Consider the following 26,570-nt stretch of genomic DNA (forward strand, 5'->3'; position numbering starts at 1 on the left):
CACTCTCACTGGCTAACTTACGTTGTAACTGAATTATGTTTGATGCACTATCTGACCGTTTAGAATCTGCCTGGAAAAAACTGCGGGGACAGGATAAAATCTCTGAATCCAATATTCAAGACGCATTGCGGGAAGTGCGCCGCGCCTTGTTGGAAGCAGATGTTAACCTCCAGGTAGTTAAAGATTTTATTGCCGAAGTCGAAACCAAAGCCCAGGGAGCAGAGGTAATAGCTGGCGTGCGCCCAGATCAACAGTTTATCAAAATTGTCCATGATGAACTGGTACAGGTGATGGGGGAGGAAAATGTTCCCTTAGCAGAAGAAGAAGGTAAAACCACCGTTGTATTAATGGCAGGTTTACAGGGTACTGGTAAAACCACCGCCACCGCCAAATTAGCTCTACACCTACGGAAATTAAATCGCAGTTGTTTATTAGTCGCCACAGACGTATATCGTCCCGCCGCTATTGATCAGTTAATCACACTGGGTAAACAAATTGATGTTCCCGTGTTTGAAATGGGAAGCGACGCTAATCCGGTGGAAATTGCCCGTCAAGGGGTAGAAAGAGCTAGAGCAGAAGGAATTAACACTGTAATTGTTGATACCGCTGGACGCTTACAAATTGACCAAGACATGATGGCAGAATTAGCCAACATCAAGTCAACCATCGCACCAGACGAAACCCTGTTAGTTGTGGATGCAATGACAGGTCAAGAAGCCGCCAATCTTACCCGTACTTTTCATGACCAAATCGGGATTACTGGGGCAATTCTGACGAAAATGGATGGTGATAGCCGTGGTGGTGCAGCTTTATCAGTCAGGCAAATTTCCGGCGCACCCATTAAATTTATTGGTGTCGGTGAAAAAGTGGAAGCCTTGCAGCCCTTTTATCCCGACCGCATGGCCTCCCGGATTTTGGGCATGGGTGACGTTCTCACCTTGGTAGAAAAAGCTCAGGAAGAAATTGATATCGCTGACGCTGAAAAAATGCAGGAGAAAATGCTGTCAGCGAAGTTTGATTTTACAGACTTCTTAAAACAGCTACGCCTAATGAAAAACATGGGTTCATTAGGTGGAATCATGAAGTTAATTCCAGGGATGGGTAAACTTTCCGATGACCAGTTAAAGCAAGGCGAAACCCAGCTAAAACGCTGTGAAGCCATGATTAATTCCATGACTAAACAGGAGAGAAAAGATCCAGAATTATTAGCCAGTTCTCCCAGTCGCAGACGACGTATTGCTTCAGGTTCAGGTTACAGAGAACCAGATGTGAGTAAATTGGTGGCTGATTTCCAAAAAATGCGAGCGATGATGCAGCAAATGGGACAAGGTAATTTCCCCGGAATGCCAGGAATGTTTGGTGGCGGTGGTATGGGCAACCCCCTAGCCGCAGGAAATCGCCCCGCACCCGGTTGGCGTGGTTATCCCGGCGGCGCAGCACCAGCCAAGAAAAAAAAGAAAGAAAAGAAGAAAAAAGGTTTTGGCACGCTTTAGGTGACAGGTGACAGGTGACAGGTGACAGGTGACAGTAAGAAGGCAAAAGGCAAGAGTTGAACAATTAATTCCTTCTCCTGATAGCGAAGCGTGGCGTTCGCGTTAGCGTGCCGGAGGCATCAGCCATACTCCTGAACTCCTGACTTCTGAATTCTGAATTCTAAATTCTCAATTCTGAACCGTGCTACAATTATCATTTTATTCCGAAAATCATTACCTAAGAACAGGACAAAAGTTTTCAACATGATCAAACTGCGCTTGAAGCGATTTGGTAAAAAGCGGGAAGCAAGCTACCGTATCATTGCTATTAATGACCTAGCTCGTCGTGATGGCCGCCCCCTAGAAGAACTAGGATTTTATAACCCCAGAACAGATGAAGTACGACTGGATGTCGAAGGTATCGTCAAGCGACTAAAACAGGGCGCTCAACCGACTGATACCGTACGTCGGATTTTAGTAAAAGCTAATGTTTTTGAACAAGTCAGTGCAACAGCCGCATCATAATTCGGAGATGAAATTATCAACAACCAGTCCTAATTATGTTGGCCTGGTTAAGTTCCTAGTACAGCCGTTTTTGGAATCTCCAGAGTCTTTAAGTGTTGATTGTGAAATGTCCCACTCCCTAAAACGGGCTTGGATTCGTATCGCTTTTGACCCTACAGACAAAGGGAAAGTGTTTGGTAGGTGGGGACGCAATATTCAGGCGATTCGCACGGTAATTGCTACAGCAGCAGAATTGGCTGGGCAATCAGTATACCTAGACATCTACGGCAGTAATTCTCAAAGTCGTGATGGTATGTCTTTTGATGAAGAACAGGAAGAAAGAATACCTCCACCCAGATCAAGAGACAGAAGTGGAAGCATACCCAGACCTATTGCTAAACCCCGCTTACGTTAGATATTAACTGCAAAAAGTAAGCAAAATGGGTGATTATTCCTAACTGAGCAAGATTGAGAAATATGACATTAAAATTGTCAAATATTTTCTCAATCCCTCTCTAGATATAGTAGGGAACAGGTAACAGGTAACAGGGAACAGAGTTGAAAGTCTTTTAGTATATAGATTTTGCGGTCAATTATGTATCTTATCGAAGTACATACCGCTAGAAATTAAAAGTTAAGAATTTAGTTACAAGTTAGAATAAAAATATTGTAAATCTAGTACATTACAAAAATCACAAGTAATTTTGTGGAATTTTTCAGAAAAACACTCTTATCAAAAACTGCTCCTAACTTAATTATGAAAAAACTATGGCAGGTGCTTTAACAATTCAGCTGCCTAATATTCCTAGCGCGATCGCTCTAGCAGGATATGGGGAAGCAAATCTCAAGTTTTTGTCTCAACAAACTGGAGCTAATTTAGTTCTCAGGGGACAAGAAATACTGATTACTGGTACAGAAAAACAAATTGATTTAGCAGCGCGGTTAGTGCGATCGCTGGAAAATCTCTGGAGTAAGGGTAATGATATTTCAACTGCTGATATTTTAACAGCCCGCCAAGCTATAGATAGCGATCGCCAAGGGGAACTACTAGACCTTCAACAAGATATCCTCGCTAAAACCCGTCGCAGTCAAGAAATCCGCGCTAAAACATTTCGACAAAAACAATATATTGAATCTATCCGTAAACGGGATCTCACCTTTGGTATTGGACCTGCGGGAACAGGTAAAACCTATCTTGCTGTTGTCGTTGCCGTTCAACAACTTCTATCTAACCAATTTGAAAGATTGATTTTAACCCGGCCAGCAGTAGAAGCAGGGGAAAAATTAGGATTTTTACCAGGAGACTTACAACAAAAAGTTAACCCCTATCTTCGTCCTCTTTATGATGCCATCAATGAATTTATTGATCCTGAAAAAGTCCCAAACTTAATGGAACGAGGGATAATTGAAGTTGCTCCTTTAGCATATATGCGAGGGCGGACGTTAAATAACGCATTCATAATTGTTGATGAAGCTCAAAATACAACCCCAGCACAAATGAAAATGGTGTTAACCCGTTTGGGTTTTGGTTCACGCATGGTAATTACAGGTGACATCACACAAACTGATTTACCAACTCATCAACAATCAGGATTAACAATGGCTTTGCAAATTTTAAAACGCGTTGAAGGTATAGCTTTTTGTGAATTTGGCCAAAAAGATGTCGTTCGTCATCCCTTAGTACAACGCATCGTTGCTGCCTACGAACAACACGAAAAGTAGTAAATTAGTCATTAGTCATTAGTCATTAGTCATTAGTCATTAGTCATTAGTCATTAGTTATTAGTTATTAGTTATTAGTTAATACTAAATTTGATAAATGATTTTGATAAAAACTAAAAATTTGCTGTACTAACGATTTTCAAAGTCCAAAATCAAAAATCAAAAATTACATTATGAGTACAACATTGAGAGAATTTTTAGAAGCTTGTGAAAGTTTAGGAACTTTACGTTTAATTGTTACTAGCAGTGCCGCAGTTTTAGAAGCACGAGGAAAAATAGAAAAACTTTTTTACGCCGAACTCGCTAAAGGTAAATATGCCAATCTGCACACCGACGGGTTTGAATTTCATTTGAATATGGACAAAATTACTCAAGTGAAATTTGAAACGGCAGAAGCTAAAAGAGGTAACTTTACAACCTATGCAATTCGGTTTTTAGATGAAAAACAAGAACCTGCATTAAGCCTGTTTTTACAATGGGGTAAACCAGGAGAATATGAACCAGGACAAGTAGAAAACTGGCAAGCTTTAAAAGAGAAATATGGGGAAATTTGGCAACCTTTACCAATTGAAACCTTGTAGTTTTATCACCTAGAGAAAGATAACCTAATTCTGTAATTCTTTTGTTGTGCGGGCATCTTGCCCGCTAATACTATACCTATTTTTCAAATATTAACTAATCAATTTGATTGAGTATGTTTTTAAAAACAATCCTGAGCATTTTCTTAATAATTTTATTTTTATTCCCTACTGGAAAAGCTCAAGCTGGTGAACTAGCAGAAAGATTAGCAGATTTTACCAAATGGGAAAAACTCACATCAGTCAAAACAGCAGAGGGAGATTTAATTTACCCTAATTGGATGTCTGGAACATGGAAAGTTACCAGTACCTTAGTAGATTTAGCTGCACCCTTAGCACCAGATATAGTAACACCAGGTTTTGTAGGAAATCGTAGTCAAATAAATCAACCTGTAAGTTTTTTAGTCAGATTTATAAAAGTTAAACAACCAATTTCCGGTTTAAAAAATATTCATAAACAAGAAAATAAATCAGAAATATTAGTAGCAGATAGAGTATTTAATAGTTTAAATTTATCCAGAGCTTATTTAGGAGATGAAGCAGTAATAGCAGTCAAACCAGATCCCAAATCTCCTAACCGTCAAATTACCTTTTTTGGGGGTGAACGTCAATTAGTTTCCCTCGTCACAGCGCGGACTACAGAAAATACAGCAGATGGTAAATTTATTACCGCAGAGGTTTTCCAACAATACTTTAAAGGCGGTTCTCGTGCTTATTTTAATACTGTAGAATCTACCACAGCCTATTATCAAACTCCTACATTAAACCCAAAAATAGCAGCAGATCAAGTTACTGCTGTTTATCTCTCTCCTCAAGATCCTGATTACTTTACCGCAGGTTCTCGGCCAGTAGCACTTTATCGTTATCGCTTAGAATTTTTCCCTCAATAAATAGAATTGATAAATTATTGATAGTACATCTCAAGATAGATTTTATAGATTTAGTATTGACAACTTTGTAGTATAATTGTAATATAAACATTCTCAGCTAAAAATTGTGTTTTAAAATAGTGTGCATCATGGCGAATTATCGAGATATTCTCAATTATTTTCGTCCTTATTGGAAGCTAAGTATTTTTAGTATTACAGCAGCTAGTATTTACGAAACTTTGGATTTATTGTTACCCTATGTAATTGGACAGATTTTAAATGTTTTATCTAACCAACCTTTAGACAAACCAGTACAAGGAATAATTTTCACTGTTTCTAACTTCACAAATTATCCAATTAATCAAACTTTTTCTTTAGTTGTATTACTGGGTTTAATATTCATAGTTACAGTCATCAAAGCACCTACACAACCTTGGTTAACCAGTTGGTTTGACTGGTATATAGCTTTAAAAGCACGACGAGAAAAAAGCCAAAAAGCTATAGAAAAAATTCTCACTCTTCCCCTAGAATTTTACGATGAAAACAATCCTGGAAGAATTGCCGGTAGAGTTTCTAGGGGAATTCTGAACTACACCTGGGGTTATCCAGAAATTGCTGGACAATTTATACCCAAGATCATGCGGGTAGTGGCAATCTTCCTATTTATCATTTTTATTGAATGGCGCATTGCTTTATTATTTCTGATTTCTTTTGTATTTATTTTCAGTGTGATTTGGAAACAAATACAGTATTTAATTAAATGCGAAGTGCTAGTAGATAAATACATGGAAAATACAGAAAGCCGCACTTCAGAAATTGTCACCAATATCAAAACAGTTAAAGCCTATGGCACAGAATTTAGGGAAATACAAAGACAAAATAAACGATTAGAAAGAGAAAAAAATGTAGTTATTTATCGGTTGCACAAGGCTTATGTAACCCTACAAACATTTCAAAGAACTGTGGTTCAGTTTTCTGTGTTTATGATTTTGGGTTTTACCTTAGCTGCAACTGTAAATGGTAAAATCTCTATTGGTCATTTTGTGGTGACATTGACTCTTTCTAGTATGGCTTATGCTGAATTAGAACCTATCAGTCAATTAATAGAATCTTGTTCTCGTCGCTATTCTCCTATAGTCAGATTTAACGAATTTTTAGAAACACCATTAGGACTGGATGGAGAAGGAATTTTAGATGTAGAAAACCAGATAGAATCACCATATAAATTTACAGGTAAAGTTGAATTTTCCCATGTCAGTTTTAGTTATGATAGTAACCGTCCAGTTTTACAAGATATCAATTTTTTAATTGAACCTTATCAAACAGTGGCATTAGTAGGAAAATCTGGTTCAGGTAAATCTACTTTAATCAAGTTGCTATTACGCTATTTTGAACCAAACACGGGCAAAATTTTGATTGATGGTGAAGATATTTGTAGTTTCAATGTGAATAAATATCGGCGCAGATTAGCGATTGTTCATCAAGAAGTTGATATTTTTAACGGTACAATTTTAGATAACCTGAAATATGGGAGACCAGATGCAACTTTTGAGGAAATTAAAGAAGCCTGTAGAATTGCTAAAGTTAATGAAGTCGTTGAGCAGCTATCCCAAGGTTATTACACTGTAGTGGGTGAACGTGGTGTGAGGTTGTCGGGAGGACAAAGACAGCGCTTAGGAATTGCTAGAGCGTTGTTAGTAGAACCAGATGTATTAATTTTTGATGAAGCTACTTCTAGTTTAGATTACGAGTCTGAGCGTGCTATTCAAGTCGCTATGCACTCAATTCAGGGAACTCGTACCACGATTATTATTGCTCATCGTCTCAGTACAGTCAGAGAAGCTGACAAAATTGTAGTTCTTGATCAGGGTAAAATTGCCGAAGTCGGTAGCCATGATGAATTATTACGTCATGAAGGTATTTATCACCGCTTACATTCTCTCCAAGAAACAGGAGAACTGATTGGTTAAGAGGTCAAAATACCTGAAAAGTCTTGCAGGTAAGGGATTTGGAACTTATTGAAAAAAACTTTCCCTAACCCCTTGCCAAACCTAAATACTGCTGCTACTATTAATAAACGTGGGACGCAGCGGGTCGGTGTCCGAGTGGTTAATGGAGACGGACTGTAAATCCGTTGGTTTGCGCCTACGCTGGTTCAAATCCAGCCCGGCCCACCACTTTTAGAGATGTTAGTTACAATCGCTGAGTGTCGAGATAAATTCTCAGCATTGTAACCTACAACTCGTAATTATATCTAAGTTTTTGCCCGTGTGGCTCAGTGGTAGAGCACACCCTTGGTAAGGGTGAGGTCACGAGTTCAATCCTCGTCACGGGCTTTTTGCAATTTTAACATCTTCCATAGAGATATGATGCTTGTCTAAGTAGATAGTTTTGCTGATGTTAACTATGATAGTTGAGTAAACTTTCAACTACTATAATGATTTCTGAACATAATATTCCTGCTTTAGCTAGTCTAGAATATGTAGCTTACATTGATGACAATGGTGAATTACCAGAACAACTTCAGGGAAAAATAGGGGTTTATGCTATTTTTGATCAAGATAAAATTCTCCAATTTGTTGGTTATTCCCGTGATGTTTATCTTAGTTGTAAACAGCATTTAGTCCGCTTCCCAGAAAAATGTTATTGGTTAAAGGTGCAAACTATAGAACGTCCTAACCGTAGTATTTTAGAGCAGATAGAAAGGGAATGGATTGCAGAAAATGCTAATCTTCCTTTAGGAAATGGTGAGGATAAAGAAAAATGGATCAATCCAATCAATGCTAAAGAATTGATGACACCTGAAGAACAAAGCAATTATCAAAATCCGCTAATTGATGAGTTAGCAAAAATTAAACTTCTTAAAAATGTAGCTCGTCGAGTTGAAGGAGAAATTTTAGCGGTTTTAGAATCACGGGGAGTAAGAAGTCAAATTCGTTTTAATCCCAAGTTAAAAGAAGCTGGTTTGCTGGATTTAAAATAGCAACTTTGTGGTTGTTATAAATTACCAAAGCCACTAAGTTTATCTACGTAAATCACACATTTATCTATTTAGGATTTATATTGTGGAATGTAGGGTATTGAGAATATTTTTATTCTCTCTTCCCTTTACCCTATTTCTGATTATCTATTTATTTTCCCCTGTATGAACTACGAAATTGCACGCAAACTACTTATAGATCAGACAAAAAATGATGCTAATCCTGATGCTTTGTTAAATCGTCTTAGACAAGGAAAATCACCAGTACCGGGACAAATAACCTCTATTTTGTTAGCTTTAAAGGTAGTATTTGAAACACTAAAAGATGCAAACAGCTTAGACAAAGAACTAGCTTTGTCTTTATACAAATTAGGAATTAGAGGTTTACAGCTATTTGCTACAGGACGTAAAGCAGGTGTAGACTGGCCACCTCTACTACAAGAAGATTTACAACGTATTTCTTTAGCATCAGAGAGTATATTTTCAGGTATGTGGGAAACTTCTGCTATATAAAACCTAGACAAAGCTAGACTTTACTTTCTACTTCAATGGGAGCATGGGAGCGGTTATCCCTCGGTAGACTTGCACGCTGTAGCCCAACGCGACTTTCTCAAGTTAAGATTTGGAAACAGACTACCACTATCAATGCTTGGTTTTCGCGTCGCTAATAGTCTTATTCAATACTTGATATACTAGGATTATACATCAAGTTGGGATTTTTCTTAGCTAATTTATGTCAATGTTTATCAACATAAGTCTATTTTTGACGATAAAATTGTCAACTTAGGACAAGCTCTTTATTCTTGATTTACTCAAGATTTAAGAGTAAGTTTAAATGATGTTGGATAATGGGAGTAACTGGTTTTCCGTTAGCGAGTTTTTAGTTCTGCTTCTAATTTATCTAGATCAGATTTAAGTAATACAGTGACTCTACCGCTTAAAGCTTTGCTGTTTTTGGGTTGAGCAATTTCTATCCAATAAGCAAAGCGATCACCTAAGCGTAATTCTCCTTGTAAAGCTTCTCTGATAGGAGTTCTCGCTAACCTTGCTCTGTTAACTGTACTTTGATCAGGATACTCATATATTATCTGAGCGCGGTTGTAGTCTTGATAAATATCTGTACCGTAAATTATTCGTAGCGATTCTTCAAGACGGTTAGTTGTTACACCATTGACACCATCATACATTGTCATGGTTTCAGTACGAATTTTACTGCGGTCTTTGGTGAATGTCACTTTACCTGGAGGTAGTACAGATGCTTGAAATGTAAACCGTTGGGCCGCTGTATCACTTTTACTCACAAATAATTTTTCACCACTTCTAGGACGAAGGGTTGGGTGGGCTTGAATCCAAGCTGTAACTTTCTCTGTGCTTTGTCCTGGTAATGCTTGGGCTGGAGAATTCAAAAGTATTTCACCGGATAAGCAAGGTATAAAAGAAAAAGACAAAATTAAAAATTTACGCAGATAGGTTTTTAGCATTTTCCTAATTTATAAATAACATCACTATTGAAAATAGTTAGCCATGAGTTTTCTATAAACTTTATCTCAAGATTGATCTTTTTGGTGGATATTTAACTAGGTGATATTGCTACTTTTATTACTTTGCGGTTTTTCATATCAGTAAATACCTGTGCTAAGTCTTGTAGTGGTCGTTGTTCACTAATTAGTAATTCAACAGGAATTTTTCTACTAGCAATTAGTGACAAGGCTTCTCTTACATATTTAGGTGTATTGTGAAAAACACCTTTTAGTGTTAATTCACTATAATGTAAATGTTCTGTATTTACAGTAATGCTTGTATCTTTAGGACAACCACCAAATAAGTTTACAGTCCCACCAGAACGAGAACAAGCGATCGCAATTTCCCAGACACTAGGAACTCCTGTAGCTTCTATTACTACATCCGCACCCCAACCAGCTGTTAATTCTTTCACAACACCAGGAATATCACCAACTTGATGATAATTAAAAATCTGTGCTGCACCTAATTTCTTACCAATTTCTAACCGTTGATCATTACCACCCCACAGTAATACCTCAGCTTGTTTTTCCGTAGCTAAAACTGCGACAAACATTAAACCGATCGCCCCATCACCCAGTACAACCACCCGGTCTTGAGGTTTAATATTAGACCGAGCAATACCATGTAAAACACAGGATAAAGGTTCAGTCATTGCTGCTAGTGCCAATGGCAGATGATCGGGAACAGACAACATATTATGTTCTACAATTGGTGCAGGAATCTTCAGATATTCCGCAAAAGTACCGTTATTCCATGTCAAATTAGGACAGAGGGAATATTCTTGACGTTGACAAAAAAAACATTTCATGCAGGGGGCGGAATTATTAGCAAAAACCCTGTCACCTACCTGCCAACTTTTTACACCAGCACCAATAGCAACAATTGTACCCGCTGCTTCATGGCCAAATAGGGTTGGTAGTGTCAACATTTTAGCATGGCCACCACGTCGCCACACCTTTAAATCTGTACCACAGGTAGTAGCAGCACCCACTTTAATCACAACTTCTCCTGCTGCGGGGGTGGGTTCTGGTACTTGTTCTAGCCGTAAATCTTCTTTTCCGTAAAGTAAAGCTGCTAACAACGTCAATCACCTAATAATTAGCGGCTATTTGATTTTACAGGATTTTGGGAACAGTCAGAATCAGGATTTTTGGGCAAGAAGCAATCATTAGGGAAAAAGATTTAATTGTGCGTCAAATTAATAAGAAATTTAGTCAAGTTGATGCTAAATGAAAAACTAAAATTAGAGGTTTAAGTATAAAAACTATAGAAATTAGAGATATTTAATAAAATTTTCAGTAATATCTACATCATGACAAATATATTTTTATGACATCTGCGTTAATTCGCAGTTAATTCTATATCATTAAAATCTTACTTTAGTATTAGTGGTTTTGTTTGGTCACTACCTAAAAAGTAGTATATAATTAAATTATAATTATCAAATTTATACCTATCTTATATTTATGAATCTGAATATTTACGGTGCTGATTCAATTAACTATGAGGGGATAAAAGGCGATCGCTATTGGTTTCATGAACCCTACAATTACACTGGTGTAGCTGATATTGATGAAAGATTGAGTGGTTTCCCGGTAGTGGTGTTTCTTCCTGATCATCGTTCTCCCCAGGATACACCTTTAATTATCGGTTTACAGGGGATGTGTGCGCCTTATCAATGGAATCATTTTATTATTCCCACATTAACACAGATGGGTATTGCCGTGGCTTTATTTGATGCCCCTTTTGCTGGTGAACGCAGTTTAGTGAGAACCTTTACAGCATTAGCAGAAAATGAAATCAAACCTTTAATTGATCGGGGTATTGCTTTTGATACACAACTATTAGCAAAGGTATTTCAACAGACAGCTTTAGATGTTACAAAAATTCAAAACTTCTGCCATGAAAAATATAATATTAGTGAACGTTTAGGTTTGTTTGGTGTGAGTATGGGGGTTTTATTTAGTAGTTATGCTTTTACTGCTTATGGAGTAGGAGACAGATTATTAGGAACAATTGGTCATGCAGATTTACCCAGTTTTGCTAATAGTTGGGGCAGAGGAATTTTAACAGATTTAGCTGCTTCACCCGTAGGAAATTTAGCAGAAATTTTATTAGGTAAATTACAACCCCAATTAAAACCAATGGTGCAGATGTTGAGATTAGCAAATAATTTAAAATATCCTGATCAATATGCTAATTTATTTAATCCCATGTCTTATATTGAGAAAGTAGAACTACCCAGAAAAGCAAGATTTTTAGTGGGTGCTGATGACCCACTTGTTAATATTAAAAATGCTCAAGCTTGTGCTAAAAGTTTCCCTGATGGTGATTGTTATGTCGTTCCCGGTTTAGGACATGGAAAAAGCAAGTTTGGATTGACATTTGCTGATCATGTCCGTTATTTTTTGGGTACACAATTGAGAGATTGGTAAATGTAAATCCTTTAAATTCCATGAAAAGACTTGTTCAGCAAACCCTAGCTAATGTTAATTTCGGCAGAATTTACGATTATTTTCTTGTTCTGGATGTTGCCAAGAATAGGAAAAATGACTAACTGCATTAATTTTAGATGAATACCGTCGCAACGCTGCCATTTGTACTTCTAACGATGGACGACCTGTGATGGGTTCTCCCCATTTACCAGCTAAAGCGGGAATTACCTGGGTTCCTGGTTGTGCCATACTAATAACTCGTTCCACTTGCTCCATAATACAATTAGCATTACCACAAGTTGCGTAAGACATGGGATGCCATTCTAAAGAGTTAGGAAATTTATCCCAAGGTTGTAAACGGGAATCATATCCTTTACCTACGGTTTGGTTTCCATAGGGGAAAAATACCACCCCAGCAGGGATATTATTTTGTTTAGCTGGATAACTAGCAAGATTAACAAAATCTACTATACCTTGCATGGCATGAGCAACACTCAACAACCATAAATCTGATTGTAAAATTGCTTGTTTATCCTTTGCTGTTAATAATGTTTTTTGGGAAACTGGAGGAACACGTCCTTCCCACATTGGTTCATTTTCTTGAGGATAAAGTTTATCAACTTCTCCCACATCCCCAACAGTAACGTATCCTTTACTTAAAAAACGACGAATTAATTCTAAACCTTGGGAATTTTTGGCCCGACGGAATAAAGCCTCTTGAATTGCGGGAGTATATAACCATAAATCAGAAACTTTTGTAGCGATAGAATCACTTCCTGCTTGTCGCGGATAACGGACATAATCAAATAATATGCCATCAGGACGACGGCGCATTATTTCTTGCACCATATTATAGTAATCACGCTTTGCTTGTTGGTTGTAGGGGTCAATAAATACTTGAGAACGATTATCTACAACTTCTATACTATTTTGACCTTTACCGTTACGAGCTATCACATCTTTTCTACTGGGAATCTGACCATAAGTATAGCCAAAATTCATGGTAAACATCCAAGCATAAACCTTTAAACCCCGTTCTTTTGCTTTTTTAATTCCTTCTGCTAATAAATCTACTTTTTCTTTTCCCTTAGTACGAACTACAGCAGGCCAAACTGTGGGATTTGATGCTGCTGGTAATAGTACCTGACCATCATAAAATGCTTCTAAATAAATTTGGTTATAGCCAGTGTTGACTATCTGATCCATAATTTTATCAATTGTACCTGGTTCAGTATCGCAGGGATATAAACGTAACCAAATAGCTTGGGTTTGTGGCCAGTTACGACGACGACAATCTTGTAATTCTTGTGAGTGTTGTTTAACAATTCTTTGATAACGATTTTCGGCATCTCTATTTCCTTTCAATGCTGACAATCGTAAATTTTCTTTTTCTTTAACTGCTTTGGGCGATAATTGACAAAACTCCATTATCTGCGCGGCTGCTGGTTTAATCCCAAAGTTAGGTATCAACATACTACTGGTAAATAAAGCCGCAAACAGACTTTTACTTAATGATTTGACTGTGGGGAATTTTAAGGGAGCTTTGTACATATTCCTCAATTAATCTCTACCTTTGCTACATTACTTCATTAATATATAGCAACAGGAAAAATTTTATATTTAAGATATATAGCAGTAGACAAAAATGTTAGAAAATTAACTAAAACTCAGCCCTATGTATTAAAAAAGCAGGCCAGGCCTGCTAGTCAAAATATTAAAATTACCAACTTTTAGCCGATAATTAACCACCACGTCTTAAAGCTATTTCTACACGATCAAATTCTTGTTCTAAACGATTTTTCAACTTTTCAGGTATGGGACGGTTAGGATAGGAACTATAGTGACCAGCTAAAGCATTTAAAGCTGTTCGCATAGTTGTAAAGGAACTCAAACCAGAAACGGCATTATTTCTCTGATAGCGGGCAGAAAAATTATTTATTTTTTGACGTGCTTCGGCTTGAAGTGCAGCTTTATTCGGATCATCTGGAGAGACTTCTATGGCTTGTTTTAAAGTGCTGACTACAGCCAAAGTATCTTGACGATAATCTCCACTTAAACCATCAGGACCATCACCAGAACAACCCATTAAACCAATTGTGACAACTAAAACCAGTGCCAGCAGACGCGACCAATAACGTTTCATATCCATTAATTAAATACGTAAATCAACGTCCATAGTATCTTGGATTGGGATCAGTCAGGAATAGGGATGTGGGGGAGAGTGGGAGAGTGGGAGAGTGGGAGGTTAATAACCAAGTTACCAATCACCAATCACCTCATATAATGTATTGCGTTGTTGATAAGGTCTGTTGAGAGAGGCGATCGCGTTTTGGAGGGTTTCTACTTCCATACAAGTGCCACCAATAGCCCCGGCCATGGTGGTAATGTGTTCTTCCATTAATGTGCCACCAATATCATTACAACCCCAAGTTAAGGCTGCTGTTGCCCCAGCTAAACCTAATTTTACCCAACTGGGTTGATGGTTGGGTATGTGGTTTCCTAAAAATATCCGCGCTACGGCAGTTAATAACAGTGCATCTGCTAAAACCGGTTGATCTCTACCTACGCGACGACGTAAGGATTTAGGGGCTTCTTGACCGACAAAGGGTAATACTATGAATTCGGTGATTTTTGCTGGATATCCTTTATTTATAGCGGTTTCTTGGAGCGATCGCAATTTTTCTAAATGTCTAACTTGCTGTTCTGGGGTTTCAATATGCCCCGATAACATCGTACTGGTTGTGGGTACACCTAATCTATGTGCTGTACTGACAATTTCTAACCAAGTTTCTGTATCAATCTTTTCTGGACACAATACCTGCCTCACTTCATCATCTAACACCTCTGCGGCTGTTCCCGGCATTGAACCCACACCCGCATCACGTAACTCTGTAATTACTTCAGCATAAGAAATTCCATCTAACCTAGCAACAAATTGGACTTCTTGGGGGGAAAAGGCGTGTAAGTGTAAATGAGGAAACCCCTGCTTAATAGTTTTTACCAATTTTACATAATAAGCTAAGGAACTACCGTTAATTTGCGCTTTTGGGTTTAATCCCCCTTGCATACATATTTCTGTCGCGCCTCTATTTACCGCATCCGTAGATTTTTCTAAAATTTGCGCCCAATCTAACCAATAAGCATCCGTATCATCATCATCTCGACGAAATGCACAAAAACTACAATGTTGCTCACAAATGTTAGTAAAATTAATGTTACGGTTTATTATGTAAGTAACAGTATCTCCAGCTTGTTTTTGTCGCAGTTGATCAGCAGTTTCCCGAATAGCATTTACAGATTTTGGGTCAGTTTGTTTTAATAACACTACTGCCTCAGATGGTGATATATTAAACCCTAGCAAGGAGCGCTCAAGAATAGTATCAAAAGTTATATTAATCACAGTTAATTTTATTGCCGTATGAATAAGTTCAAGGCCAGCCTACCATTGTTGATGATTCTATCAGGTGTGATTTTCTCATTATTTTTACTTTCACTTGTTCCCGATCATCTTTATTTTAGTGGTGACGGGGGACTCAAAGCATTGTTAGCACAACAAATTGCCGATGGTAATTTACGCTTTGATCTTAACTTACAAGTTGCAGAGTGGGTACAAAGTATTTGGAATGATGGGTTATACCCTTTTGAGCCGCCATTTAGTTATAAAATAAATGACCTTTATTATATCACATTTCCCTTCACATTTCCCCTAATTACTGCTCCGTTTTACGCCATCTTTGGTTATCGGGGCTTTTATATAATTCCTCTCATCTCTACCTGGATTATTTGGTTTAATTTTCATCGGTTATGTCATGCTTTTAACATTGAAAAAATTATCACTTTGATAGGTTTAGCAATCTTGATTTTTGCTTCTCCTTTAACTATGTATAGTGCTATTTACTGGGAACACACATTGGCAGTATGTTTAGCATTTAGTGGCTTAGTTAACATATTTATTAATCAAGAAAAAAACTTACACAAACTATCAGCAATTGTCAGTGGAATATTAATTAGTTTATCAGTTTGGTTTAGACCAGAGTTTTTAGCCTTAGTAGCTACTTTCATAATTTTAGTAATTGCTTCCTACGTCATCAAATTTGAATTTATCAACATAGTTAAATACAATAAACTGATATTTCTTAGCAGCTTAATATTGACAGTTATCTGTTTCTTTGCTTGTAACAAAATAATTTATGATCATCCTCTAGGCGCTCATGCTTTTCAAGTTGTCGAAAACTTCTCCATCCCAGAAAGACTTTTAAAATCCTATAAATTTTTTAACGTTCTTAAAGATAACCTACTTAAATATTTTCCCATCTTATATTTTGTGATTGGAATTTCTGTAACTGCAATCTTTAGAGCTAATCTCAGATTAAAATCAGAAATTATCCAAATTTTGGTCGTATCAGGACTATTTATGTTATTTGTACCCATACTGATTCCCAGTGATGGTGGTAAACAATGGGGGTCAAGATTTTTATTATTTCTCATTCCTTTAATTACAATAATTGCCATATCTAATTTAGAAAAAATCTGGAAAATAAAAAGATTTGGTATCCGATATTTTGTGACAGGTATTTTAGCAATGTTATTTGTATTAGGATTCAATCTAAATACGCTGCAAGGTATGGAAAATGTTTATCAAAAAGATAAACAAGAGAACCTCGAAGTTCTGAAATTTTTAAATCAAGATAGTCATGAATTTGTAGCTGTTGCTAACCAGTATGTGGGGCAAATTTTCCCATCTACATTTACAAAAAAAATATTTTTTCTGACCAAAAAAGTTGATGACATTAGTAAATTAGGATTAGCATTACATCAACAAGGTGAGAAAAAGTTTATTTATATCTGTCCTGTGTATGACTCTTGTTTCTCTAAAAATCCCATACCTAATAAAATAGAACTTACTAACAACGAAGAAAAATTGATCATTCAAATCCAGAAAATTCAAGAAAATGGAAGATTTAGAATAGAAGAAGCCAGTATTTTCAAAGGTTAATAGACTTCAAATTTTAAAAACAAATTATCAAAAATATGCAAACTAATTCAGTAGATAATCCAATCAAACAATTTTTTACTGTAGAGAAAATAGCATTAATAGTAATAGCCATAGGAGTTATTATTAGAATCATCAACTTGGGAGGTAGAGAATTTTGGTATGATGAGGTTTTATCATTACTGCTGTCTACGAGTAATAAAAGCATTTACAACAATCCCGGAGATGTACCAGTCCTACTAGCACAATATACAGCCTTACTAACTATCCCAACAGAATCTAGCTTAGGTGATGTTTTCCAAACAATTATAATTTTGTTAAAAAGCTTTTTAGGTGGAGAACCTCACCCACCACTATTCTTTTTAAGTCAACATTTTTGGTTACGGATTTGTGGTAACAGTGAAGCAGCAATGCGGAGTTTGAATACATTATTTAGTATAGCTGCTATGGGTGGAGCTTATGGTTTAGGAAAATTTATTTTAGGACATCGAGGAGGACTTTTTTTTGCATCTTTATTAGCTATTAGTCCATTTTATTTATTCCATTCTCTCAATGTGAGGATGTACGCACCTTTGGTATTATGGGTAATTCTCAGTACATGGGCTTTATTATCTCTAATTGAACAAAAAAATGCTGATTTTCCCCAAAGTCGTCGCCGTTGGTTGTTATGGAATGGAATTTTAATTATTTCCATTACTGCGGGTTTAATGACTTTTTATTTATATGCCTATTGGTTAATAGTTTTAGGTGTCTTAGTTCTATATTTAGATAGAAAGCATTGGTTACAACATGGTTTAAGCTTAGGTGCTGGAGTTTTATTAACTACTCCTTGGGTATTATGGGGTACAGTTAAACAACTTCGTAATGCTGATATAAACAGATTTGGTAATATTAAATCTTCATTACCTCCATTGTTAATTCATCTCCAGGATTTCGCTAATACTTTAGGTACTGATGTCTTAATAGGAGATTGGGCAACCAGTGTAAATCCTTATATCATTACTTTGTCGGGTTTTTTAGTAATTTTAGCTTTTATTGGTTTTAGTATTCATTTATGGAAAAAAAATGAGCGGAAGAATTTAATTACAGCTTTAATATTAGGTATTTTGCCTTTGGGATTAGCATTAATAATAGACATTGTTACTAAAAAATTTACCTTGGGTTTTGGCTTTGGTAGAACCATGATTATTATTGTTCCTGGGTGTTTATTATTAATAACTTTGTGGTTAGAAAAAGCAGTGAATAAACAATGGCGTACTCTGGTAGCTACTGGTATATTATTAGTTTATCTATCTATTAGTATTGGTGATTTCAGTTTACGCAGTCGTAATGTTTTTCATTCTATTACTGAATTAGTTGCTAAAGATGTGAGTCAACCTACTTTAATTGCCATGAATTCCAAAGCTTGGGGTCATGTTAACCGACTAGCCTATTATATTCCCGCTGATTATCCAGTGCTGTTGTTATCTCACCATCCTGCAAATTTAGCCACTAATTTAGAAAAAGTTCTCAAGGAAGAACCAGATAAATATTCTCGAATTATTTGGTTAAATAGTCATAATCCTGTATGGTCAAAGTTAAAAACAGAAGCAGAAGTACAAAGGGAAGAAGAGAAGATGAAAAATATTTTATCATCCCAATATAAATTACAGGAAACTCGTAATCTTTCCGGTACTTTAACCCTAGATAAATTTACTGCTAATCTTTACAATCGTGGTTAGTAGATATTCAGCTTTTAAACTGTTATGCCGAAAATTTGCGAGTTCAAGTTGCTGATTGATAATCTACATATCCCAATATTCTAAATCCTCACCAAAATAATTTTCAATCCTCCTGGAAAATGTAAAGCTAAGATAAAATATGCGGTGATATTATGTCAAAAATAATGCGAATAAATTACAAATACTTAATATTAAGGTATCATCACTGATTAGATAATATAAAGGCCTTGAATCTTTATGATACCAAGTTTGGCATTATAACTGTAAAATATAACTTGTTAAACTTTATACAAGCTATCTAAAAGTTAAACATTTACTAAGTTTATGAATACAAACCCATCTAACCATCTATTAACCGTACCTACTGGGACATTAAAGATTCCTGAAAATCCGCCTGGTGATATTCCTGAAAATAATGATATTCTTCTCTCTCTGGTTATTCCTACATACAAAGAACGGGATAACGTTGAAAAAATAGTTACTATCCTCAGTGGTTTACTGGATGATGCTATTCCTGGTAATTATGAATTGATTATAGTTGATGATGATAGCCCGGATTTGACTTGGGAAGTAGCACAATCTCTGATACCTGATTATCCACAGTTACGGGTAATGCGTCGTCAAGAGGAAAGAGGGCTTTCTTCAGCAGTAATCAGAGGTTGGCAAGCTGCAACAGGTCGTATCTTAGGGGTAATTGACGGAGATTTACAACACCCGCCAGAGGTATTATTGCAACTGTTACAGAAGATTGAAAATGGCGCAGATTTGGCTTTAGCTAGTCGTCACGTAGAAGGTGGTGGTGTCAGTAGCTGGAGTGTCGTGAGGCGATTTTTATCCCGTGGGGCGCAGATTCTAGGGTTGATTATTCTACCAGGTGTTCTGGGTAGAGTTACTGACCCAATGAGTGGTTATTTTATGGTGCGTCGGAGTGCGATCGCTGGTGCAACCATGAATCCTGTAGGGTATAAAATATTATTAGAAGTAATTGGAAGAGGAGAAGTAGGGGAAATTGCCGAAGCGGGTTATGTATTCCGTGAACGGACAGAAGGGGAAAGCAAGGTCACATGGAAGCAATATGTAGAATATATTCAACATTTAATCCGTTTAAGAATATCCACTGGTAGGCTTGGTAAAATTAGTAGAAAAGTTAACTTCCCCGTTGACAAATTTATTCGCTTTGGTGTGGTGGGTTTGAGTGGAGTATTTGTAGATATGGCAGTGCTTTATTTACTTAGTGATTCTTCAACCTTAGAAATTCCTTTGACTCGGAGTAAAATCATTGCTGGGGAAGTTGCGATTTTTAATAATTTCCTCTGGAATGATGCTTGGACATTTGCAGATGTCTCCATGCAGCAAAAAGGTTGGAAGCAACGCATCAAAAGATTCTTGAAATTTAATGTGGTTTGTTTAGCAGGATTGGTGATAAATGTCTTGGTTTTGAATATTGTTTATAATTTCTTGATTCCTAATCAGTATATTGCTAACTTGATTGCGATCGCAGTAGCAACAATTTGGAATTTCTGGGTCAACCTCAAACTAAGTTGGCGGGTAACAGATACAAAATAAAAGTAAAATCATCAGACTGGGTGCAATCAAAAACCTGACCTTAATTATTAGTATTAGGTCTTTTTTTCCGATTAAATAATCCTGACATACTCATCCCTGTCACCAACAAACCCATCAACCCAACACCATTTAATATGGGGTAAATTGCTTGTAAATGAAAAATTTCTCCTGTATGAATTTTCAACATTAACCTGGATGAAATTCCCGTATTAATCGGCCATTCTTGCACAACAGTCGCCAACATTCCTGTAACAACAGTTAATAGAAGTGGCAGACAAATAATGATACCAATAATGCGGTGATACTTGCGGAATGCTTTTTTTATATTCATTGGTGATGGGTGAGAAGTACAGTTAAAGAATAAAATAAACAAAGTAAAGAACTGGTAAAGACTTTTTCTGAAGACAAGGACTAAAGTCCTGACTACAAAAGCTTACTCAAAAATCGGTAGTTTTACCCGAAAACAACTACCTACCCCAATTTTACTGGTGACAGATATTTCACCACCATGAGTATGAGTAATAGCTTGAACAATAGCTAAACCTAAACCCGAACCACCTTGACGATGAGAACGAGCTTGATCAGCACGCCAAAAGCGGTTAAATATTAAAGGTAAATGTTCATTTGCAATACCTATACCTGTATCTTGGATGGAAATAACTACAAAATTATCTGATTTGATTATTTCTACTTTTATTAACCCGTATTCAGGTGTATATTGCAGGGCATTTTCTAACAAATTACCAAAAAGTCGCTGTATTTGATGTGCGTCACCCTTGATCCAGATTTCATCATTAACATTAGCTTCTATGATAATTTTCTTTGCTTGCGCTTGTGGATCTAAACTATCAATTAAATCAAATAAAATTTCATCTATAGGTATAGGAATTGCGGTTTTAGGCAAATTTACAGCAGTAATATCACTTCTGGCTAATAATAGTAAATCTTCTACCAAGTGAGTCATTTGTCGTGTTGCACCTGCGATGATGGCAATTTTTTTAAGATCACTAGGATGGCGTTCTCGATGACTTTGCATGACCTCTACTGTAGTTTTAATTGCTGTGAGGGGACTGCGTAATTCATGGGAAGCATCTGCTGTAAACTGTTGTAGTTTTTGGAAACTTTGCTCAATTGGTTGTAAGGCTTTACTCGTTAACCACCAAGCTGTACCAGCAATTAAAACCATTCCTAAAATACCACCAAACCCCAAACCAATTAATAGTCTTTTCAGTTCGTTTTCTACTTCTAATGTGGATGCACTCACACGCACATAACCTAAAATTTGGCGATTTTTAGCTGAGGAATAAACTGGAATAGTTAATGTGCGAATGTCATTTTGCTGCCATGAGTGGAAACTATTAATTAAAGGTATGGGGGGAAATTTTTTTCCTGCTTTTCCTAATAATTGTTTTTTGACATTAAACCATTCCACACTTTGACCATATAACCGCAAATCTTGCCAAGGAATATCTAAATCTCCATCATGATCTAAAATTCGGGGTATTTTGCGATGTACAGCCGTTCTATCCGCTTGAATTGCCAATAAATTATGAGCCGCTGCATCTGCTAAAGTTAATAATTGATGGTCTAATTGTTGATATAAACTGTAAGCAAAAAAATGATAAACTCCCATTGATGACATTCCCATTACTACTATCATCGCTAGTAAATAAGATAGGAGTAATCGTAAACTGGTAGTTCTAAACAAAGGGTGAGAGAGAATATTTGGCGATCGCCAAGGTTTGAGCAAATTACTTGTTAAATTGCTTTTATTTTTAAACGTTTTGGTTAAGCCGATACCCAAGCCCATAAACAGTTTCGATAAAATCATGTTTTGCTCCTGCGGCTTTGAGTTTTTGCCGTATTCCCCGAATATGTACTTTGACTGTATCTTGTCCTGGTGTATCCATAGATGACCACAGGTGATCAAGTATTTGCTGACGACTGAGGACATGGCCATGATGACGGAGGAATAATTCTAATAATTGATATTCTTTTGGTGTTACAGCTAATAATTTTTCTCTGTAAGTTACCGTACAAATAGCCGGATCAAGTTGCAATTCTCCCCATTCTAAAAAGTTCGATCTTGGGGCAATTCCCCGACGTAACAAAGCCCGAATTCTGGCTAGTAATTCCTGTAAATCAAAGGGTTTGATCACGTAATCATCAGCACCAGCATCTAAACCTTGTACTTTATCTGTGCTGTTATCTCTGGCGGTTAACATCAGCACTGGTAATGTATAACCACGTCGTCTCATTCTTTGACATAATTCTATGCCATTTAATTTTGGTAGCATCACATCTAGAAGAATTAAATCATAGCTAAAGGCTGTCATAAAGTCCCATCCTTCTTCACCATCACCAGCGATATCAACGGCATAATTATGATCAGTTAAGGCTTCTGACAAAGATGCAGCTATGCGTTCGTCATCTTCTACTAATAAAAGTTTCATAACGCTGTGAATTTCAAAATGTGAATCTCAAAATATGACTCTTTCCGAGTTCTTTACCTTTGTTGTTTTATTCTAGGGAATTATGGGTGTACAAATAAAATATCATCTATCAGGAGTTGACCATGAAGCGTTTTCAGGCAATTGCAATAATTACAGGGATGAGCTTACTAACTTTGGTAGGCTGTGGTAATAATGAACAAGCTACGATTGAAACTACCCCGGCTACAACTGCTAATACTCCTGTTAATAGTAATGTAGCAGCAAGTCCAGCATCAACAACTAATGATGGTTTATTGGCTGTATTAGCTAAAACTAAAACCGCAGTTACATCTGATAATTTTGCTCAAGCTAAACAAGAATTTGATCAATTTGAGGATGTTTGGAAAGACGTAGAAGATGGAATAAAAGCTAAATCTCGTGATAATTATGAAGCCATCGAAAAAAGTATGGATGAAATTTCTGGAGAACTGAAAGCTGCTCAACCCCAAAAAGAGAAATTATTAACAGAATTACAGTCTTTAGAAACCACCATCAATACTGTTTCTAAGTCTTAATTAATGTACCCAATCCCCAACAGAGAAGATGAATGTTACAGCTATTAAAAAATAGATTAAATAGTACCATAAAATCGAAATGGTGGGGAAGTTGCTTAACCAGCTTTATTAGCGAATTTTTAAGTAACAGCGGGCATTTTTTGATCCTGAAAAATCTCGCTGATGTTGCACTCTATGGGTGGGAACAATATATTAATGACCCCACTGAATATTTACTATTTGGGGCAATGTTGGTACAAACATTTTATTTGTCAAAACCAGGATCATCTCGGTTGTTTGGTAATCTAATTGGTGTGGGTATTTACACTTTAATTGATTTGCCAGCAGATGGGTATGAATTTTTTGAAAATCCCAGTCATATTGTTTTTTGGCTATTTTCTATGGCGATCGCCATTTTACAAGGTATTCGCTACCACTGGAAACCAAGTCTAGAACGTTGGACAATTCCTTTAGAAAGTTTGGTGCGGATGCTGATGCTACTAGGTTTTTATCTAGTGGTAAATATAGGTGTAAATTACAATCAGCCCCAGGAAATATCATTTCTAGAAAAGTTTTCTGCTTCAGCTACCCATAAATATTTAATTGCTAGTTTATTTTTAGTGGGTTTATTACTTGGTTTTCAGAGATTGCAGATTATTATTCAGCAAAAAAAACTACAAGAAACTGCCAATATATTAAGAAATTTAGCAGAATGGGGCATGGGAACTCATGCTGTCAATAAGGTTGTGAATAACCCAGAAGGTTGGGAATTTCAACAGTGCGATCGCGCTATTTTATTTATGGATATTCGCGGGTTTACTTCCTGGTGTGAACAGACTGAAACCAAAATTGTCGCCGATGTTCTTAACTCCTATTATCAGCACGTAGAACCAGCCGCCGCCTATTATCAACCCCTGCGTATTACTTTAACTGCTGATGAAATTATGGCTATTTATGCCACTCCAAAACAAGCAGTTTCCGCCGCTCAAGCGATGCAAAAAGCAGCCATAGAAATTCTTGCACCTTACGGAATTGGTGCTGGTTGTGCTGTTCATTGTGGTACGGTTGTAGAAGGATTATTTGGTGGCGAAAAAGCCCGCACCTATACTGTTATTGGCGATGTAGTTAATACGGCTAAACGTTTAGAAAGTACAACTCCAGCGGGAGAAATTACTATTTCTGATCATGTTCATCAAAAATTAGGTTGTAAATGTATGGTTAAACCCCGACAGGCGATCGCTCTCAAAGGTAAAACCCAATCATTAATGGCTTGGCAACTTATTAATATTAATTAGGTTTTTTAGGATTTTTAAAAAGTCTATTTTTATCTTTTATTATTGTGCATATAACGATAAATTTCCGCAATATTTCTAGCATCATCAATACCTCGGTGATGTGTACCTTTTAATTCCATTCCTAACTTTTCCAAGGCTTGTTTCATGCCAAATTTATGGGATACTCCTAAATATTCCGAAAATTCTATTTTAATATTTCTGTGTTCTGTCCCAAAAGGATAAGGAATATGATGAAATTTACAATCTTGTAAAAATTGGGTTTTATCATAATTTCCCCAAGAACAAAAAATATAATCAGAATTAGGAAATGAATTCAACCAACTTTGTAAGTTTGACATTGCTTCTCCAAAGGTTGGTGCAGTGTCAACTTGTAGCTGAGTAATACTAGTTAAATTGGTACAGAATTCTGTTAAAATTGGATTTTGCACAGGTTTAATAAACTGCTGAAACTCAGAATCAATTGCCCAAGTTTGACGATTTAACAATACTGCCCCAATTTCAATAATTTCCATTTGATGACGGGGAATTGTCTTTTTGTCACAACAAGTAGCTTCTATATCAATGATTAAGAAATAATGGTTCATAGGTGATTAATAAGATTAGTTTTCAGTTGATAAAAATGGTTTGAGTAAACCTTGAAAAATTGCAAAATCTAAAATAATTCTGGCTAAAGCAAACCAAAAAATACTTTCTGCGGCTAAAATTACAAACGGTAAAATACTATTATTAATATTCCAACCTAATTCTATTTGCGATAAACCTCTGACTAAACCAAAAGCAAAAACAGCACCAGATTTAAGGTGAGAATTTTTATCTGCACGAATAATATAACGGTAAGTTACACCAAATAGAAAACCGGAAAAACCAGCAATACCAGCACTGAGTAGAAATTCTAAATTAATTACTAAATTAATTAGTTGAAATTGATTTATATTCAGTATATCAAAATACTGATTTAGCAGCAACTCATTAATAACAGTAGTCAGTAAAAAAGAGAAAGCAACAGCAAAACTACCAATAATACCCGCCTTGAGAGATTCTAACCTTTCTTGCATGAGTTTCATAAACCAAGTTGCCCTTCTGTTAACACCATTAAACAATCTACCGCCTTTCCCGGTATGATAAACATTAGAGACCTTTTGCAATTATTTGAAAAGTAGAACTATGATTTTGACATTGGGTTGGGTATCACTCTTGGTTGTGTTCACTTGGTCTATTTCTATGGTAGTTTGGGGACGCAACGGACTATAAATAAATCGTGAACAGTCCATTTCTGAGTGTTTTAGCGTTAGTTGCCCTCGTGTTACTCGTAGGAGTTACAGGTGGTGTAGTTTATTTAACCTTGGCAGATTGGCGCGATCGTCGTCGTCAAGAAGACGAAACCCGCGAACTCAAACGCAGTACAGCCAAACGACGCTAAGGTTTTGACCAAAAGAATGGGATACAAGCCCCGTCCTTCTAGGACGGCTTTATGGTAAAATTTAGGTATAGTCGCCATAGGGCATTGGGAGACTCTAAACGGACATGGAGGGACGGTAAGACCACTTGTGGCGCATCCCAGCGAAGTGTCAAGGAATCCTCGCTCCTTTAGGACGAGGAGGTATGTCAAAACAAATATCAGCTTATTTCTGGGCTGAAAAATCTATGTGGGGGTGGGATCTATTATCTATCCCCTCATAACTTTAGAAGAAATCACTGCTAAACAGGATATTAAACGAGTTCGAGCATAGATCGAAGTTGTTTCTCTTCCCAAGGGTACAACCGTACAAGTTGAAATAAATTCTAGATAACGGGGTAAATTTTGCAATGGACGGGATGAATTTTCAGCACCAAATAACAATTCTCCGGCTACTACTAAAGGTAAAATAACTTCTGGTAACGTTAACACTCTTTCAATAATTGCTGCGTCACCATTTAAAAAACGA

Annotated in this window: 28 protein-coding genes and 2 tRNA genes; 19 read left to right on the forward strand and 11 right to left on the reverse strand. The window is 36.6% G+C overall.

What is annotated here, in order from left to right:
* The first annotated feature begins 35 nt into the window (after positions 1-35).
* The 11 genes from ffh to WJM97_RS12820 all read left to right on the forward strand — a co-directional run bounded on the left by ffh (position 36) and on the right by WJM97_RS12820 (position 8,638).
* Complete coding sequence (gene ffh / locus WJM97_RS12770) at positions 36-1,493, forward strand: signal recognition particle protein (RefSeq protein ID WP_353929183.1); 1,458 nt, start codon at positions 36-38, stop codon at positions 1,491-1,493.
* Positions 1,494-1,736: 243 nt separating this feature from the next.
* Positions 1,737-1,997, forward strand: coding sequence for a 30S ribosomal protein S16 (gene rpsP, locus WJM97_RS12775; RefSeq protein WP_353929184.1), 261 nt, complete (start codon positions 1,737-1,739; stop codon positions 1,995-1,997).
* 7 nt (positions 1,998-2,004) lie between these two features.
* Positions 2,005-2,391: a KH domain-containing protein gene (locus WJM97_RS12780; RefSeq protein WP_353929185.1), complete on the forward strand. Its 387-nt coding sequence runs from the start codon at positions 2,005-2,007 to the stop codon at positions 2,389-2,391.
* Between the two features lie 353 nt (positions 2,392-2,744).
* Positions 2,745-3,698, forward strand: a complete 954-nt coding sequence (locus WJM97_RS12785; RefSeq protein ID WP_353929186.1) for a PhoH family protein — start codon at positions 2,745-2,747, stop codon at positions 3,696-3,698.
* Between the two features lie 173 nt (positions 3,699-3,871).
* Complete coding sequence (locus WJM97_RS12790; protein ID WP_353929187.1) at positions 3,872-4,279, forward strand: ChuX/HutX family heme-like substrate-binding protein; 408 nt, start codon at positions 3,872-3,874, stop codon at positions 4,277-4,279.
* 113 nt (positions 4,280-4,392) lie between these two features.
* A complete protein-coding gene (locus tag WJM97_RS12795) occupies positions 4,393-5,166 on the forward strand; it encodes a DUF6816 family protein (RefSeq protein WP_353929188.1) in 774 nt (257 codons plus the stop codon).
* Positions 5,167-5,294: 128 nt separating this feature from the next.
* Positions 5,295-7,115, forward strand: a complete 1,821-nt coding sequence (locus tag WJM97_RS12800; RefSeq protein ID WP_353929189.1) for an ABC transporter ATP-binding protein — start codon at positions 5,295-5,297, stop codon at positions 7,113-7,115.
* Positions 7,116-7,236: 121 nt separating this feature from the next.
* Positions 7,237-7,322: transfer RNA gene (locus WJM97_RS12805), tRNA-Tyr, on the forward strand.
* Between the two features lie 87 nt (positions 7,323-7,409).
* Positions 7,410-7,481: transfer RNA gene (locus tag WJM97_RS12810), tRNA-Thr, on the forward strand.
* A gap of 101 nt (positions 7,482-7,582) precedes the next feature.
* A complete protein-coding gene (locus tag WJM97_RS12815; protein WP_353929190.1) occupies positions 7,583-8,128 on the forward strand; it encodes a GIY-YIG nuclease family protein in 546 nt (181 codons plus the stop codon).
* 162 nt (positions 8,129-8,290) lie between these two features.
* Entirely contained in the window at positions 8,291-8,638 is a 348-nt protein-coding gene (locus WJM97_RS12820) for a Dethiobiotin synthetase (RefSeq protein ID WP_353929191.1), read from the forward strand.
* 356 nt (positions 8,639-8,994) lie between these two features.
* Here the strand turns inward: WJM97_RS12820 and WJM97_RS12825 are convergent, their stop codons facing one another.
* Together WJM97_RS12825 and WJM97_RS12830 are read right to left on the reverse strand one after the other, a co-directional pair.
* Complete coding sequence (locus tag WJM97_RS12825; RefSeq protein WP_353929192.1) at positions 8,995-9,606, reverse strand: hypothetical protein; 612 nt, start codon at positions 9,604-9,606, stop codon at positions 8,995-8,997.
* Positions 9,607-9,698: 92 nt separating this feature from the next.
* A complete protein-coding gene (locus tag WJM97_RS12830) occupies positions 9,699-10,730 on the reverse strand; it encodes an alcohol dehydrogenase catalytic domain-containing protein (protein ID WP_353929193.1) in 1,032 nt (343 codons plus the stop codon).
* 385 nt (positions 10,731-11,115) lie between these two features.
* Between WJM97_RS12830 and WJM97_RS12835 the strand changes: the two genes are divergently transcribed.
* Positions 11,116-12,084, forward strand: a complete 969-nt coding sequence (locus WJM97_RS12835; RefSeq protein ID WP_353929194.1) for an alpha/beta hydrolase — start codon at positions 11,116-11,118, stop codon at positions 12,082-12,084.
* Positions 12,085-12,138: 54 nt separating this feature from the next.
* Here WJM97_RS12835 and WJM97_RS12840 read toward each other — a convergent pair whose 3' ends face one another.
* The 3 genes from WJM97_RS12840 to cofH all read right to left on the reverse strand — a co-directional run bounded on the left by WJM97_RS12840 (position 12,139) and on the right by cofH (position 15,484).
* Complete coding sequence (locus WJM97_RS12840; protein WP_353929195.1) at positions 12,139-13,635, reverse strand: family 10 glycosylhydrolase; 1,497 nt, start codon at positions 13,633-13,635, stop codon at positions 12,139-12,141.
* Between the two features lie 190 nt (positions 13,636-13,825).
* A complete protein-coding gene (psb27, locus tag WJM97_RS12845; RefSeq protein WP_353929196.1) occupies positions 13,826-14,227 on the reverse strand; it encodes a photosystem II protein Psb27 in 402 nt (133 codons plus the stop codon).
* A gap of 114 nt (positions 14,228-14,341) precedes the next feature.
* On the reverse strand, positions 14,342-15,484 hold the full coding sequence (gene cofH / locus WJM97_RS12850) for a 7,8-didemethyl-8-hydroxy-5-deazariboflavin synthase subunit CofH (RefSeq protein WP_353929197.1): 1,143 nt from the start codon (positions 15,482-15,484) through the stop codon (positions 14,342-14,344).
* Positions 15,485-15,502: 18 nt separating this feature from the next.
* Between cofH and WJM97_RS12855 the strand changes: the two genes are divergently transcribed.
* The 3 genes from WJM97_RS12855 (at position 15,503) to WJM97_RS12865 (ending at position 20,364) form a co-directional block, all read left to right on the forward strand.
* Positions 15,503-17,080, forward strand: coding sequence for a hypothetical protein (locus WJM97_RS12855; protein WP_353929198.1), 1,578 nt, complete (start codon positions 15,503-15,505; stop codon positions 17,078-17,080).
* Positions 17,081-17,115: 35 nt separating this feature from the next.
* Positions 17,116-18,798, forward strand: a complete 1,683-nt coding sequence (locus tag WJM97_RS12860; RefSeq protein ID WP_353929199.1) for a glycosyltransferase family 39 protein — start codon at positions 17,116-17,118, stop codon at positions 18,796-18,798.
* Positions 18,799-19,122: 324 nt separating this feature from the next.
* A complete protein-coding gene (locus WJM97_RS12865) occupies positions 19,123-20,364 on the forward strand; it encodes a glycosyltransferase (protein ID WP_353929200.1) in 1,242 nt (413 codons plus the stop codon).
* Between the two features lie 40 nt (positions 20,365-20,404).
* Here WJM97_RS12865 and WJM97_RS12870 read toward each other — a convergent pair whose 3' ends face one another.
* The 3 genes from WJM97_RS12870 to WJM97_RS12880 form a co-directional block, all read right to left on the reverse strand.
* A complete protein-coding gene (locus tag WJM97_RS12870) occupies positions 20,405-20,689 on the reverse strand; it encodes a peptidase (protein WP_353933165.1) in 285 nt (94 codons plus the stop codon).
* Positions 20,690-20,797: 108 nt separating this feature from the next.
* Positions 20,798-22,195: a HAMP domain-containing sensor histidine kinase gene (locus tag WJM97_RS12875; RefSeq protein WP_353929201.1), complete on the reverse strand. Its 1,398-nt coding sequence runs from the start codon at positions 22,193-22,195 to the stop codon at positions 20,798-20,800.
* Positions 22,140-22,817: a response regulator transcription factor gene (locus WJM97_RS12880; protein ID WP_353929202.1), complete on the reverse strand. Its 678-nt coding sequence runs from the start codon at positions 22,815-22,817 to the stop codon at positions 22,140-22,142. The genes WJM97_RS12875 and WJM97_RS12880 overlap by 56 nt, the downstream gene beginning before the upstream one ends.
* Positions 22,818-22,939: 122 nt before the next feature.
* Here WJM97_RS12880 and WJM97_RS12885 point away from each other — a divergent pair, with 122 nt between their 5' ends.
* Both WJM97_RS12885 and WJM97_RS12890 read left to right on the forward strand, forming a co-directional pair.
* Positions 22,940-23,371, forward strand: a complete 432-nt coding sequence (locus WJM97_RS12885) for a DUF4363 domain-containing protein (protein ID WP_353929203.1) — start codon at positions 22,940-22,942, stop codon at positions 23,369-23,371.
* 140 nt (positions 23,372-23,511) lie between these two features.
* Entirely contained in the window at positions 23,512-24,645 is a 1,134-nt protein-coding gene (locus WJM97_RS12890; RefSeq protein WP_353929204.1) for an adenylate/guanylate cyclase domain-containing protein, read from the forward strand.
* A gap of 29 nt (positions 24,646-24,674) precedes the next feature.
* Here the strand turns inward: WJM97_RS12890 and WJM97_RS12895 are convergent, their stop codons facing one another.
* Positions 24,675-25,229, reverse strand: coding sequence for a 3'-5' exonuclease (locus WJM97_RS12895; protein ID WP_353929205.1), 555 nt, complete (start codon positions 25,227-25,229; stop codon positions 24,675-24,677).
* Between the two features lie 15 nt (positions 25,230-25,244).
* On the reverse strand, positions 25,245-25,709 hold the full coding sequence (locus tag WJM97_RS12900; RefSeq protein WP_353929206.1) for a hypothetical protein: 465 nt from the start codon (positions 25,707-25,709) through the stop codon (positions 25,245-25,247).
* 100 nt (positions 25,710-25,809) lie between these two features.
* Here WJM97_RS12900 and petN point away from each other — a divergent pair, with 100 nt between their 5' ends.
* Both petN and WJM97_RS12910 read left to right on the forward strand, forming a co-directional pair.
* Positions 25,810-25,896, forward strand: a complete 87-nt coding sequence (gene petN, locus WJM97_RS12905; RefSeq protein WP_013189847.1) for a cytochrome b6-f complex subunit PetN — start codon at positions 25,810-25,812, stop codon at positions 25,894-25,896.
* A gap of 7 nt (positions 25,897-25,903) precedes the next feature.
* Positions 25,904-26,065 carry a hypothetical protein gene (locus tag WJM97_RS12910; RefSeq protein WP_353929207.1) on the forward strand — a complete coding sequence of 54 codons (162 nt, stop codon included), beginning with the start codon at positions 25,904-25,906 and terminating at the stop codon, positions 26,063-26,065.
* A 246-nt stretch (positions 26,066-26,311) separates the two neighbouring features.
* Here the strand turns inward: WJM97_RS12910 and WJM97_RS12915 are convergent, their stop codons facing one another.
* Positions 26,312-26,533: a hypothetical protein gene (locus WJM97_RS12915; RefSeq protein ID WP_353929208.1), complete on the reverse strand. Its 222-nt coding sequence runs from the start codon at positions 26,531-26,533 to the stop codon at positions 26,312-26,314.
* Between the last annotated feature and the right edge of the window lie 37 nt (positions 26,534-26,570).

Source organism: Okeanomitos corallinicola TIOX110, from assembly GCF_038050375.1.
GTDB lineage: Bacteria > Cyanobacteriota > Cyanobacteriia > Cyanobacteriales > Nostocaceae > Okeanomitos > Okeanomitos corallinicola.

Coding starts and splice junctions, on each gene's coding strand:
- WJM97_RS12835 (WP_353929194.1), top strand. CDS start 11,116: ATGAATCTGAATATTTACGGTGCTGATTCAATTAACTATGAGGGGATA.
- WJM97_RS12815 (WP_353929190.1), top strand. CDS start 7,583: ATGATTTCTGAACATAATATTCCTGCTTTAGCTAGTCTAGAATATGTA.
- WJM97_RS12795 (WP_353929188.1), top strand. CDS start 4,393: ATGTTTTTAAAAACAATCCTGAGCATTTTCTTAATAATTTTATTTTTA.
- WJM97_RS12785 (WP_353929186.1), top strand. CDS start 2,745: ATGGCAGGTGCTTTAACAATTCAGCTGCCTAATATTCCTAGCGCGATC.
- rpsP (WP_353929184.1), top strand. CDS start 1,737: ATGATCAAACTGCGCTTGAAGCGATTTGGTAAAAAGCGGGAAGCAAGC.
- WJM97_RS12865 (WP_353929200.1), top strand. CDS start 19,123: ATGAATACAAACCCATCTAACCATCTATTAACCGTACCTACTGGGACA.
- WJM97_RS12825 (WP_353929192.1), bottom strand. CDS start 9,606: ATGCTAAAAACCTATCTGCGTAAATTTTTAATTTTGTCTTTTTCTTTT.
- WJM97_RS12820 (WP_353929191.1), top strand. CDS start 8,291: ATGAACTACGAAATTGCACGCAAACTACTTATAGATCAGACAAAAAAT.
- WJM97_RS12875 (WP_353929201.1), bottom strand. CDS start 22,195: ATGATTTTATCGAAACTGTTTATGGGCTTGGGTATCGGCTTAACCAAA.
- WJM97_RS12860 (WP_353929199.1), top strand. CDS start 17,116: ATGCAAACTAATTCAGTAGATAATCCAATCAAACAATTTTTTACTGTA.
- ffh (WP_353929183.1), top strand. CDS start 36: ATGTTTGATGCACTATCTGACCGTTTAGAATCTGCCTGGAAAAAACTG.
- WJM97_RS12855 (WP_353929198.1), top strand. CDS start 15,503: ATGAATAAGTTCAAGGCCAGCCTACCATTGTTGATGATTCTATCAGGT.
- petN (WP_013189847.1), top strand. CDS start 25,810: ATGATTTTGACATTGGGTTGGGTATCACTCTTGGTTGTGTTCACTTGG.
- WJM97_RS12885 (WP_353929203.1), top strand. CDS start 22,940: ATGAAGCGTTTTCAGGCAATTGCAATAATTACAGGGATGAGCTTACTA.
- WJM97_RS12880 (WP_353929202.1), bottom strand. CDS start 22,817: ATGAAACTTTTATTAGTAGAAGATGACGAACGCATAGCTGCATCTTTG.
- WJM97_RS12900 (WP_353929206.1), bottom strand. CDS start 25,709: ATGAAACTCATGCAAGAAAGGTTAGAATCTCTCAAGGCGGGTATTATT.
- psb27 (WP_353929196.1), bottom strand. CDS start 14,227: ATGAAACGTTATTGGTCGCGTCTGCTGGCACTGGTTTTAGTTGTCACA.
- WJM97_RS12840 (WP_353929195.1), bottom strand. CDS start 13,635: ATGTACAAAGCTCCCTTAAAATTCCCCACAGTCAAATCATTAAGTAAA.
- WJM97_RS12790 (WP_353929187.1), top strand. CDS start 3,872: ATGAGTACAACATTGAGAGAATTTTTAGAAGCTTGTGAAAGTTTAGGA.
- WJM97_RS12780 (WP_353929185.1), top strand. CDS start 2,005: ATGAAATTATCAACAACCAGTCCTAATTATGTTGGCCTGGTTAAGTTC.
- WJM97_RS12800 (WP_353929189.1), top strand. CDS start 5,295: ATGGCGAATTATCGAGATATTCTCAATTATTTTCGTCCTTATTGGAAG.
- WJM97_RS12895 (WP_353929205.1), bottom strand. CDS start 25,229: ATGAACCATTATTTCTTAATCATTGATATAGAAGCTACTTGTTGTGAC.